The organism is Flavobacterium pedocola (genome assembly GCF_053764385.1).
Genome location: NZ_JBSNCR010000006.1, coordinates 64,086 through 76,591, shown reverse-complemented (window position 1 = coordinate 76,591; position 12,506 = coordinate 64,086). Strand labels below are relative to the sequence as shown.

Annotated in this window: 11 protein-coding genes; 4 read left to right on the top strand and 7 right to left on the bottom strand. The window is 38.6% G+C overall.

Features of this window, described 5'->3' with window-relative positions:
- Positions 1-47 precede the first annotated feature (47 nt).
- Both ACWPKD_RS13650 and ACWPKD_RS13645 read left to right on the top strand, forming a co-directional pair.
- The gene (locus ACWPKD_RS13650) at positions 48-458 is read left to right on the top strand and encodes a DUF1456 family protein (protein WP_455413247.1); all 411 of its coding nucleotides are present in this window, start codon (positions 48-50) and stop codon (positions 456-458) included.
- Between the two features lie 9 nt (positions 459-467).
- The gene (locus tag ACWPKD_RS13645) at positions 468-992 is read left to right on the top strand and encodes a DUF4269 domain-containing protein (protein ID WP_455413246.1); all 525 of its coding nucleotides are present in this window, start codon (positions 468-470) and stop codon (positions 990-992) included.
- 52 nt (positions 993-1,044) lie between these two features.
- On the opposite strand, the gene sucC is transcribed toward ACWPKD_RS13645, so the two are convergent.
- The 3 genes from sucC to ACWPKD_RS13630 all read right to left on the bottom strand — a co-directional run bounded on the left by sucC (position 1,045) and on the right by ACWPKD_RS13630 (position 4,724).
- A complete protein-coding gene (gene sucC, locus ACWPKD_RS13640) occupies positions 1,045-2,238 on the bottom strand; it encodes an ADP-forming succinate--CoA ligase subunit beta (RefSeq protein ID WP_455413245.1) in 1,194 nt (397 codons plus the stop codon).
- Between the two features lie 817 nt (positions 2,239-3,055).
- Positions 3,056-3,448, bottom strand: a complete 393-nt coding sequence (locus ACWPKD_RS13635) for a response regulator (protein ID WP_455413244.1) — start codon at positions 3,446-3,448, stop codon at positions 3,056-3,058.
- A complete protein-coding gene (locus tag ACWPKD_RS13630; RefSeq protein WP_455413243.1) occupies positions 3,438-4,724 on the bottom strand; it encodes a sensor histidine kinase in 1,287 nt (428 codons plus the stop codon). Before ACWPKD_RS13630 ends, ACWPKD_RS13635 begins: the two co-directional genes overlap by 11 nt.
- A 353-nt stretch (positions 4,725-5,077) precedes the next feature.
- Here ACWPKD_RS13630 and lysA point away from each other — a divergent pair, with 353 nt between their 5' ends.
- Entirely contained in the window at positions 5,078-6,283 is a 1,206-nt protein-coding gene (gene lysA, locus ACWPKD_RS13625; protein ID WP_455413242.1) for a diaminopimelate decarboxylase, read from the top strand.
- A gap of 166 nt (positions 6,284-6,449) precedes the next feature.
- The gene (locus tag ACWPKD_RS13620) at positions 6,450-7,739 is read left to right on the top strand and encodes a hypothetical protein (RefSeq protein WP_455413241.1); all 1,290 of its coding nucleotides are present in this window, start codon (positions 6,450-6,452) and stop codon (positions 7,737-7,739) included.
- A gap of 7 nt (positions 7,740-7,746) precedes the next feature.
- On the opposite strand, the gene pafA is transcribed toward ACWPKD_RS13620, so the two are convergent.
- The 4 genes from pafA to ACWPKD_RS13600 all read right to left on the bottom strand — a co-directional run bounded on the left by pafA (position 7,747) and on the right by ACWPKD_RS13600 (position 12,481).
- Complete coding sequence (pafA, locus tag ACWPKD_RS13615; RefSeq protein ID WP_455413240.1) at positions 7,747-9,360, bottom strand: alkaline phosphatase PafA; 1,614 nt, start codon at positions 9,358-9,360, stop codon at positions 7,747-7,749.
- A gap of 36 nt (positions 9,361-9,396) precedes the next feature.
- Complete coding sequence (locus ACWPKD_RS13610; protein ID WP_455413239.1) at positions 9,397-9,807, bottom strand: hypothetical protein; 411 nt, start codon at positions 9,805-9,807, stop codon at positions 9,397-9,399.
- A 110-nt stretch (positions 9,808-9,917) separates the two neighbouring features.
- The gene (locus ACWPKD_RS13605) at positions 9,918-10,859 is read right to left on the bottom strand and encodes an NAD(P)H-dependent flavin oxidoreductase (RefSeq protein WP_455413238.1); all 942 of its coding nucleotides are present in this window, start codon (positions 10,857-10,859) and stop codon (positions 9,918-9,920) included.
- A gap of 11 nt (positions 10,860-10,870) precedes the next feature.
- Complete coding sequence (locus ACWPKD_RS13600) at positions 10,871-12,481, bottom strand: S8 family serine peptidase (protein ID WP_455413237.1); 1,611 nt, start codon at positions 12,479-12,481, stop codon at positions 10,871-10,873.
- Between the last annotated feature and the right edge of the window lie 25 nt (positions 12,482-12,506).

Sequence of the window (12,506 nt, the reverse complement as noted above, 5' to 3'; positions counted from 1 at the left end):
TCCCATTTCTGAAAACTGTATCTTTGTTTCCTGAATTATCCTGAATTATGAACAACAACGATGTACTTAAAAAACTTCGGGTAGCCTTACAGTTGCGCGATGATCAAATTGTAGAAATACTTGAATTGGTAGATTTCCGAATCTCTAAAGGCGAACTGGGCAACTTTTTCCGCAACGAAGACCATCCGAAATACATGGACTGCGGCGATCAGGTGTTGCGTAATTTCTTAAACGGGTTGGTAATTCATCTGCGAGGCACAAAAGAAAACCCTAAAAACCCGAACGAAGTCCTGAAAGGTCATAAAGCGGAAGCAGCAAAAAATGTAGCCGAAAAACCAAAAGCCGAAGGCCCTAAAAAGGAATTCAAAAAGCCGGCTCCAAAAGGAAAAGCACCGGTTAAAAAAGAACCTGTCGTTCAAAACGTGAAATTTAAAAACGGGAAAAACAAAAAGTCATAATTGTAAGCATTGGATAAATTCGATACTCTTCATTACCTTGCTGACGGCAATCCGTTACAACAAAGAAGTTATGAGATTTTAACCCAACATTCGATTTTCGAAACTTTAAAAAAGTATTCCCCAATCCTTATAGGCACAATTCCTATTGATATTGCAATTGAAAACAGTGATTTGGATATTGCCTGTAAATGGGAAGACAAAACTGAATTCATTCAAACGATAGCAAACCGTTTTTCAAAATATCCCGATTTTAAAATTAAGGAAGTGTTTATTGAAAATCTTGAAACGGTAGTGGCCAGCTTTTTTACAGATGGCTTCGAAATAGAAATCTTCGGTCAAAACCTTCCGGTTAAAGAACAAATGGGCTATCGGCACATGATTATCGAAAACAGGATTTTAAAGGAAAAAGACGATAACTTCCGAAGATCTGTAATCGAATTGAAACGCAATGGTATGAAAACGGAACCTGCGTTTGCCTATTTACTCGGCCTTAATGGAGATCCGTATCAAGCACTCCTTTCCTATTATAAATAAAAAATCCCAAGCAAAACTTGGGATTTTTTTATCTTGAAACTAATTATTCAAATTAAGACAAAGCAGCTTTTACCTGATCTGCAGCTTCCTGGAACTGTACCGCAGATAAAATCGGCATACCTGAATTGTCGATCAATTCTTTAGCGATTTCAGCGTTTGTTCCCTGTAAACGTACAATGATCGGCACTTTAATAGCGTCTCCCATGTTTTTGTATGCATCTACAACTCCTTGTGCCACACGGTCACAACGAACGATACCTCCAAAGATGTTAATCAAGATCGCTTTTACGTTAGGATCTTTTAAGATGATACGGAAAGCAGTCTCAACACGTTTTGCATCAGCAGTACCTCCTACGTCAAGGAAGTTAGCCGGCTCGTATCCTGCATATTTAATCAAGTCCATAGTCGCCATTGCTAAACCAGCACCGTTTACCATACATCCTACAGTTCCGTCCAAATCTACGTAGTTTAATCCGGCTTCTTTAGCCTCTACTTCGATTGGGCGCTCTTCTGTAATATCTCTCATCTCCGCTAAATCAGCGTGACGGTATAAAGCGTTGTCATCTAAAGTAACTTTAGCGTCAACTGCCATGATTTTATTGTCTGACGTTTTCAATACCGGGTTGATCTCAAACATAGAAGAATCGGAACCGATATACGCTTTGTACAAAGCATCTACGAATTTCACCATGTCTTTGAAAGCATCACCGGACAAACCTAAGTTAAAGGCAATTCTTCTTGCCTGAAAACCTTGTAATCCTACAGCAGGATCGATTTCTTCCGTGAAGATTTTCTCAGGAGTGTGCTCTGCCACTTCTTCGATATCCATACCGCCTTCCGTAGAATACATGATCATGTTACGACCTTTACCACGGTTTAATAAAACCGACATGTAAAACTCTTTTGTTTCACTTTCTCCCGGGTAATAAACATCCTCAGCCACTAAAACTTTGTGAACTCTTTTTCCAGTTGGAGGTGTTTGAGGCGTAATCAAATCCATACCGATGATCTTACCGGCAATTTCCTGAACCTGATCTAAGTTTTTCGCTAACTTAACTCCGCCACCTTTTCCACGACCACCTGCGTGAATCTGAGCTTTAATTACGTGCCATCCGGTACCTGTTTCTGCAGTTAACTGTTTTGCTTTTGCAACTGCTTCTTCAGCATTATTGGCTACATAACCACGTTGAACACGCACGCCGTAGCTTGCTAATATTTGTTTCCCTTGATATTCGTGTAAATTCATAATAGATTGTGTTTCTTTATTAAAAAGTGTCACAAAAATAAAAAAGTATATTGAATGAGCCTAATGTTTTTTGCTATAAATCATTAACATTTTAAGGAAGGTTTCAATCCGATTTCACAAATCGGTACCTACAAAAAAAAACCTCCGCTAAAAAAGCGGAGGCACCAACAAACATAATACAATTACCTAAGTTTTTTAATTGAAAGCCATCAACCGGAAACTTTCAACTTACTAACTAAAATTCTGAATTGAATTACTCTAAAGTTGTTAATATGAAATTGGCAACAATGCTACCAACTCCATTTTTTACGATTAACAATGCAAATATATTTAGCGAAACAGTCCCGAAAAAATGATTGACTTGTTCAATTACTGAATTTTGAAAGCATAAAAAATACAAATACTTGAAAATCAATGTATTATAATAATTTTTCAAAAATTCATTTCAGGCTTTAACAGGTTTTAATTTCAAGATTTTAAAAGAAAAACCTTCAATACTTTCGAAAGTAACGTTTGTGATTTTCTGAAAATTATGCAATCCCGCAATAAGAAAACTTAAGACTTTGAAGATAACCAATAAAAAAAGCCACTCTTTCAAGTGGCTCTCTATCCGAATAAGGATAATAAATTGTGTTTAGCAAGACAATATTAGACAAAAAGACAATGCGCATCAATCATCAAATTCAGGTATTTTTGCCCTCACCAAATTTGGTGATGCCTGATGCCAAAATCCTATTAAAACCGAAAGTAAAAAAAGGAAAATTCAAAGAAAACAAATTGTATACTCAAGCTGTTCTTTAAAAACATTTAGCCTCGATCACAATTCAATCATCTCTTTAAATTGCTTGACCGGCAAAGGCTTACTGAATATCTTCTTTACATAATGATTCGCATTAGCTCTTCTGATATCGTTGATATCCAAAGTAGAAGAAAGCATAAAAATTTCGGTACCTCTTTTAAGTTCTTCTGAAAGGGCATCAAAACGGGTAAGAAATTCAAAACCATCCATCTCCGGCATTTTAATATCCAACAAGATGATCAAGGGTTCAGTGTCACTGTTTTTGAATTCGTAAAGCCAATCAATCCCTTCTTTCCCATTCCCTACTACATTGATATCATAATCCCCTAATGCATTTTTCAACAACTTGGTCGTGATCAGCTGGTCAATCGCATTATCCTCTATTAGTAAAAATGTATAATCAGGTTTCATGATGGTTAGGTATGATGACTGTAAAGGTTGTCCCTTTCTTAATTTCTGAACTCACGGTAATTGTCCCATTAAGAATTTCAACTGCTTCTTTAGTAATATAAAGTCCAAGTCCTGAACCCAAATTATGATTGGTCCCGAAAAACATTTCAAAAATTCTGGGCTGGACTTCCTTTTTAATACCTATTCCGTTGTCCTTAACCACAATCTTATGGAAATTTTCTTCTTTGGTGGCTTTTATTTCAATTATTTTTTCAGCTTTATCGTAATCGCAATACTTAATGGCATTTGAGACTAAGTTATTCAAAATAATCTTCAATCTCAAATGATCGCTGTGCATTTCATCGATTTTTATTTTCTTTTTTATTTTTATTTCCTTGGTTGCACTGATATGACTGTGTTGCATTAAAACTTCATCCACTACTTTTTGCAGGCTGACCGGTTCTTTTACCATCTCTTTCCTTTTATTTCGGGAATAATCGATAATATCACTGATGAACTGATCCTGTTGGGTGATACTCTGGTTCATCAGATCAAAATAATACCGGAGCTGTTCATAATCTTTTTCTTCTTTAGCCAATTCAATTAAGCCTTTTAAGGAGGTAAGCGGTGAACGTAAATCATGCGAAGCGCTGTAAACAAAATTATCAAGCTCCTTATTAACCAATAACAGATTGTTGTTTTTAGATTTAATCTCCCTGGCCGATTCAAGTAATTTTTTCATCATGGCAGAAAAATAAACACTTACACAACTTATAATCACCAGTATAAAAAATACATTCGCAAAAATCAGGTAACTTTTAATTTTTCCGGAACCGTCCCCCAAAGTATTGACAAAATTCCTTTCGTTAACCGTCAGTTTTTCACTAATACCTCCAATCTGCAGCAATAGCTCTTTCTTTTCTTCAACAGTTAATTCCGAAGTGGAAACTTTATCGCGAACCTCATTTCCGAGTGCAGCCAATTGGTTAACAAGCTGATCGCCCTGGGTCCATTCCTCAATAGCTTTTGCAAAAAAAGGAACGGTTTTGAAATTTTTAAAGAGCCAGATCATGTCGTTCAGATCAGTTTCTTTATTTCTTCCGGCTCTCAGACCAACTTTTGCTGCTTCGTCGTTCATCCCGTTTTCAAGTGCAATACGCGCATGTCCATCCCCCTGAGGCACCTGTATTTCCGTTAAAAAAAGCTCCCATTGCTTTTCTTCATTGGTATACAAATATGTGGTAAGGTAGCGTACCGCATCTTTTTGTGCTTTTGAATAATGGGACTCACCATTCACATAAGCCCGACTCGCCGATAAAATCCTGATAGTAGAATAGTTAATAAAGATTAAGGAGGCACACGACAAAAAGACGACGCCAAAAAGAAAGTACACGCTGGGAAACCTCAATCTATCCTTTATCTTTTTCTTTACCATGAAGACGTAAGTAGTTACATTGCTTTAAAATTACGACTTTTCTTATAATTTAAAAAGTTTAATTTTAAAAAAAAACAACATCCTAAAATATTATTGTTAATTTAAAAACATCCTGTGAGAAAACCGAAAAAACATAACATTTTTTAACCTTAATTACTAACTTATCAAAAAACATATATCAATCTTTACTATTTTTGCGAAAAATTTAATCATTTATGGAATCTAATCAATTACTCTCAGTAGCAGAAGAGTTTGGGTGTCCGCTTTATGTGTACGACGCCGCAAAAATCGAATCACAGTACAACCGTTTAACCAATGCATTTTCCAAGGTGGAGAAGCTGCGCATCAATTATGCAGTCAAGGCATTGTCGAACCTATCTGTTCTTAAGCTACTGAAGAAGATGGGTTCCGGACTTGATACAGTTTCCATCCAGGAAGTACAATTGGGACTGCACGCCGGCTTTACACCGGACAGTATCATTTACACACCCAACGGTGTTTCGATGGATGAAATTGAAGAAGTAGCCGCTTTAGGCGTACAAATCAACATTGACAACCTTTCAATTTTAGAGCAATTCGGGGCCAAACATCCTAAAACACCGGTTTGTATCCGTATCAATCCGCATGTAATGGCTGGTGGAAATTCAAATATTTCCGTGGGGCATATCGACAGTAAATTCGGTATTTCTATTCATCAGTTACCGCATTTGTTGCGAATCGTTGAGAACACCAACATGCACATCAACGGGATCCACATGCATACAGGCTCGGACATTCTGGATATCGAAGTGTTTTTATATGCCGCTGAAATTTTGTTTGATACGGCCAAACATTTCAAAGAACTGGACTTCATCGATTTCGGAAGTGGGTTCAAAGTACCTTACAAAAAAGGTGATATCGAAACCAATGTGGAAGAATTGGGTAAAAAATTAACCAAACGTTTCCTGGCTTTCGAAAAAGAATATGGTCGTGAATTAACACTGGCTTTCGAACCGGGTAAATTCCTTGTAAGCGAAGCTGGTTATTTCTTAGCAAAAGTAAACGTGGTAAAACAGACCACTTCCACGGTTTTTGCGGGCATCGACAGTGGTTTCAACCATTTAATCCGTCCGATGTTTTACGGTTCTCAGCATTTTATTGAGAACGTGAGCCATCCCAAAGGAAAAGAACGTTTCTACTCCGTGGTAGGCTATATCTGTGAAACCGATACGTTTGCCACCAACCGTCAAATTTCCGAAATCAAGGAAGGCGATATCTTAAGTTTCCGCAATGCAGGGGCTTATTGTTTTACTATGGCGTCTAACTACAATTCCCGCTTTAAACCGGCAGAAGTATTGTGGCGCGAAGGCAAAGGACACCTGATTCGTCAACGTGAAACCTTTGAAGATATTTTAAGAAATCAGATTGAAGTGGAATTGTAATACGATTCTCGATTTAAATACTAAAGGTTGACCAACTCTGGTCAGCCTTTTTTTTATGCATTACAGTCTGATTTTTAACAAATTTCTGATTAGTAAAAAATTCATTTGTAACATTTTAAGTACAGAATCGTTTTAATCATACAACCTAACCAAAAAAGAATTCACCATGGCAACATTCAGAAAATTTTCAGGCTTTCTTCTACTTGTTTTGTTGTTCTCCATACAAAAGTCTTTTTCCTGCAGCATGTACAAAATCACCCTAAACGGAAAAACCATTGTAGGCTGCAATGAAGATGCCTGGCGAACCACACCCCGAATCTGGTTTGAAACCGCTAACAGTACTTATCGATATGGAGCCGCTTTTACCGGTTCCCGTTTTGATGGCGCAAATGGTTTTGCACCGCAATCCGGTATGAACGAACACGGGCTTTGCTATTCAAGATTAGCAAGTTCTATTACAAAAAAAGACCGTTCCGGTTTTGAAAATAGGTTAAAAATTACAAACCCAACTGTTTATCTTAAAAACATAATACACAACTGTAAAACCGTTGATGATGTTCAGAAATTCATCAGTCAATATGATCACAGTTATTTCCTTGATGATGTTTTTATTTATGTAGAACCTTCAGGCAAATACCTCGTGGTAGAACCTTATCTGATGACTGTCGGTTATGACCCAAAATATGTTTTAGCAAACTTTTGCCCTTCCGAAACCACTACGGAAAAAGCAATGCGACTAAACCGTTACAAAAACGGGGTTACTTTCTTAAAAGACAAAACGGACATTTCCTTAGCATTTTGTACTGCTTTATCCGATACCATGAGCGTTTGCCGGGAAAAAATCGGGGACGGAACACTATTGACTTCCATCTGGAATCCGAAAGACGGAATCGTAAATCTTTACTTCTATCATAATTATCAGAAGAGTATACAATTCAACATTAAAGAGGAACTCGCAAAAGGCAATCACAGTATCGAAATTCAGAAATTATTTCCGAAAAACGAAGAATTTGAAAAACTGGCAACCTATCAGACACCTCAAAACAATGACAAATTACGATTCTTGTTGATGGGAATTGGTTTTCTTTCTCTAGTTTCAGCTTTCTATTTCGCAGTTACATATATCCGAAACAAAAAACAGTATACTAAATTCATACTGCTCTTTTTACCTTCAGGTATTGTTTTGTTCTATTACATGTTTGTTTTGTGTACCAACATCAATGTTTTTTACTTTAAGGCACCTTATGAGGATTATGGCTCATGGCTTATCACGTTAACATCGTACATCCCTTTTTTATTACTATTGCTTGTAATTCCAATAGGAAAACTGACTTTTAAAACATGTAAAAATAACACCTTCAATACGGTTACAAAATTCATTCTGATTTTAAACCTAACAAGTTACATCACGCTAATCGGATTGTTCTTTTACTGGGGGTTCTACAACGTCTTTTAAAAGAAAACTACTTAGTAAAAATCTCGGTCAGGACATTTGCCTCAGTACCATTCGGAAAGGGTATTTTCAGTTTCTGTGCCAAGGTCGGCGCTATTTGTGTAATCACTTTTTTATCATGCGATTCTCCTTTCGGGATGCCCCATCCGTAGAAAATAAGCGGCACATGCGTATCATAACTGTACGGGCTGCCGTGCGTGGTCCCTGTTCCGGAATATTCCACATAACCCGGTTTAAAGTTCAGCACTAACTCGCCGTTTTGAACTACATCATAGCCTCTCGAAATAGCATTCAGGTAATAATCCGTGGAAGCCACGTTATTGCGTATTTCCTCTTCAGTATACACGTTCTTCACATATTTCTGCTGCAATAAAAAAGTCTTGAATTCCTGTTTTACCTTATTTAAATCCAAACCTTTCTGTTTAATTACTTCCTTGTTCAGAAACACATTGAAATTCGAATAATTCAGTAACAGATTCGCGCCGTACATCGTTTCGGAAAAAGTACTGATAGCATTTTCAATATTTTTCCCCGGAATATTATCCACATCGTATTTATTGTCTTTCAGATAGGTTACATTTTCAGCACCGGCGTGATCGGCTGTTAAAAAAACTATGTAATTATCTTTTCCGACCTGCTTGTCCAAATAAGTCAAAAACTCGCCAATGCTCTCATCAAGACGCAAATAGGTATCTTGTAATTCAATAGAACGTGGCCCTAAAGTATGACCAACATAATCTGTAGACGAGAAACTCACGGCAAGAAAATCAGTGATATTGTCTTTTCCTAATGCTTCCGCTTCTATGGCCTTTCTGGCAAAATCGATAATCAGGTTGTTTCCGAACGGTGTTGAACGCAAAATCCCTGGGTTATTATCAGCCAGCATATCTTTTAAACTGTAAGGAAAGAAAGGTGTTCGTTTGTACAATTTCCCTTCATACGGATTGTTGTCCGTTAAACTTTCATTGTAGGTTTCCTTCGGTCTTAGCAAATCCCAGCCTTTATCAATATATTTCTGAAAATGCTTCTGATTGTTGAATTCCGTTGCCCAAGCCGGCAATTGCTGACCATAATACGTACTGGAGATAAAAGAACCTGTTTGGCTGTACCAGAAAGCCCAATCCGCAAAATGTCCTGCCGGTAAAATAGCGCCGCGGTCTTTCAAACTGATTCCGATTACTTTTCCTTTAAAGTTGGTAGACAGTTTTAATTCATCGGTAATGGTAGTCGTTTGAAGGTTTTTAGGAGACATTTCACCTTCGCTTTTGGTGCCATCCCCTATCGTTTTCACAGAAGCATCATCAGTGCAATACATTTCTTTACCGGTAGCTTTATTGAACCACTCGTTGCCTACAATCCCGTGAACACTTGGCGTTGTTCCTGTATACACCGAAGCATGACCGGGAGCGGTATAAGTCGGCATATAATTGTAATGTGTATTGTGGAACGTATAACCGTTTTGCATCAGTCGTTTAAAACCGTTAGCGGAAAAATCGTCTGAAAAACGGTACAGGTATTCCATTTTCATCTGATCCACCACAATTCCCACCACTAATTTAGGACGTTGTTGCGCCGTTGCAAACAGAGAAGTCAGTCCTATAAATAAACTACTAATTTTCTTCATGCTTTTCGCTATAAAAAAATCCCGAAAATCGGGAATTTATTGTTTTACATATTTCATGTTATAGACCAAAACACGACTGTCTTCTTTGATATACAACTGCTTTTGCTTACTGTCTTTATCGGTTCGGATGACCAAGACACATTTTTCACCGTCATTGTTCACACACTGAAAACTGTCAATGCTTCCGTTCTCGTTGGTTTTCGGATCGTCATAGCCTAAGATGGTATACAACTGAATTACTTCGGAATACACTACAATTCGGTCTTTACTGGTATCTAGGGTAACTACAATTTTCACATCCTGAAATTTGGTATACGGACTCCAAACCCCTTTAGCATTTTTGATGCTCATGCTCACTCCTGTAGTTTCAAAACGATAGGTTTGTGCCGAAGCAGTAATCCCCACAAAAAGCAGGAACAATAAACTGATATTTTTGATAAACTTCATATGCAGATAATTATTTTTTTAATGGTCATATGAAATCCCCTCGTCTTCATTGTTGTTTACTTGCGCAAACTTTTGTTAGTGGTGATTTCATAATTTCTTTTTCTTTAAAATTACAATAATGATGCCACTTGTTGACGGGCCGTTTCAAATTCTTTCATAACGTCGTCCACAATCTGTTGAACCGGCTTGATGTCGTTGATCAATCCCGCAATCTGACCGATTTCCAGTTCGCCTTCGTCTAAATCACCTTCGAACATCCCGCGTTTGGCCCTTGCTCTTCCCAATAATGTTTTCAATTCTTCGGTGGTTGGACATTTGGCATACAAGTCCTGTACATCATTATAGAATTTGTTTTTCACCAAACGTACCGGCGCCAATTCTTTTAAAGTCAAATGGGTATCGCCTTCTTTTACTTCTAAAATAGTCTGCTTGAAATTATCATGCGAAGAACTTTCAAACGATGCAGCAAAACGGCTTCCCATCTGAACCCCATCAGCTCCTAAAACCATGGCTGCCAACATTCCTCTTCCGGTTGCAATTCCTCCGGCGGCAATTAACGGAATACTGATATTTTCCCTAACCATCGGAATTAAGGTTAAAGTCGTGGTTTCTTCTCTTCCGTTGTGTCCTCCGGCTTCAAAACCTTCCGCAACTACAGCATCTACTCCAGCTTCCTGCGCTTTTAAAGCAAATTTGGAACTGCTCACTACATGCACTACTGTGATACCTCTTTCTTTTAAGAAAGCCGTCCATGTTTTTGGGTTTCCTGCAGAAGTAAAAACGATTTTCACGCCTTCTTCCACAATGATGTCCATGATTTCCTCAATGTTCGGATACAGCATCGGCACGTTTACCCCGAAAGGTTTGTCCGTTGCTTTTTTACATTTTTGAATATGCTCGCGCAAAACTTCCGGATACATGGAACCGGCTCCTAAAAGCCCTAATCCACCGGCATTACTCACTGCACTGGCCAGCTTATACCCGCTGTTCCAGATCATTCCACCCTGAACTATCGGGTACTGTATATTGAAAAGTTGTGTTATTTTATTCATATGATGCGATACTACTTCTTAATTAGTTTTCCTGAAGCGGAAAGCGTGTCGGAAGTAATTTTGTAAAGATAAACCCCAGAATTTAAATTATCAAGCGAAACCGTCTGATTGTTTTCAATCGTTTTTTCCAGAACAACTTGTCCCAGACTATTATAAAAGGAAATTTTTACTCTTGAGATTGTTTCAGAAAACGTTATACCAATCTGATTTTGAGCCGGATTCGGATACACCCTAAACCCTTTGCTGTCAAATTCCGCGGTTGACAAAGCATTATTATAAGCAAGCTGGAAATCTGGTATACCATAACCATAATTATTGTCCGGATTGGCAAAACGATCTGCAGAAGCCTTTACCAACTGAACGATTTCCGCATTAGTCTTGTTCGGAAAAGCACTCCAGAAAGAAGCAACAGCGCCTGCCAATATCGGGGAAGCGAAAGAAGTACCGTTGTTACTGGAAATAACACCTGCCTGAGTTGCCACTGTAGCACTAACGCCCATCGCCATTAAATCCGGTTTGATTCTTCCGTCGAAAGAAGGCCCAATAGAACTGAAACCGGCTTTAACTTCCGCATCGTTTACTGCTCCGATTGTAAGTGTTGTAGCCGCATCCGAAGGCACACTGATATGAGGATCAGCGGAATTGCCTGAATTTCCGGCAGAAGTCACCAAAATCATCCCTTTACTGAAAGCGATATTGGCTCCTCTTGAGGAAAAAGCGGTTTGTCCGTCCATATCAGCATAAGTATAACTGTAATCCGGATCCTGATACGCAAAATATCCTAAAGAAGTATTTATCACGTCGACACCTAAACTGTCAGCCATTTCCAGGGCTTCCACCCAATAACTCTCCTCAACAGGGTTTTCGGAACCGGCATCCTCTGTTCGGAACAAATAATAGTGTGCATCCGGGGCTGTTCCTGTCAGTTGACCGTCTACAAATCCGCCCATATTGGAAAGCACTTGAGTACCATGCTGATAGCCTGTATAAGGATTGTTGGTTCTGTTTACAAAATCGTAACCACCCAAAATAAGGTTGTTATCCCGCAATCGCTGAAACGGTGCCTGTGTATCAACACCTGGAAATCCGGCATCAATTACGGCAATGATTTTTCCCGAACCAGTGAAATTCTGCTGGTGAAGCCAATGGGCATTCAACATCTGAACCTGAGCAGCCGAAGCGCCGTAATTAAAATCCGCTTGTGTGTCCTGATATTTGTCTGTATAGGTAACTTTATGAGTCGATGACTGTTTCCCGCCCGGATTTAAACTTCGGTTAGCAAAAAAAACATGATCTACAAATGGTAAGTTTTCTAAATTCTGAATGTCAGTCTGTGTTCCTCTTACGTGCAGAGCATTTAACCATTTCGATTTCGCCATTACAGTAATTCCGGTCGCAGCAGTCACCTGATCGATATACGGCTGATGCACCGGTGCGTCCTGAGCGGTTACGGCAACACCATGAGCGGCTCTTCGATTTAAAGCCCTTTGGGTCAGCATGGTCAGTGGATTATCGATATAGGTTTGCGCAACAGGCTTATCGGAAAAATATACCCAGGCATCCTCTTGTGAAAAAGACAACCAGCCTGACAAAATCGCGATAAGTAAGAAGGCTTTTTTCATGACTTTCTGATTTAGAAAGCGCTAA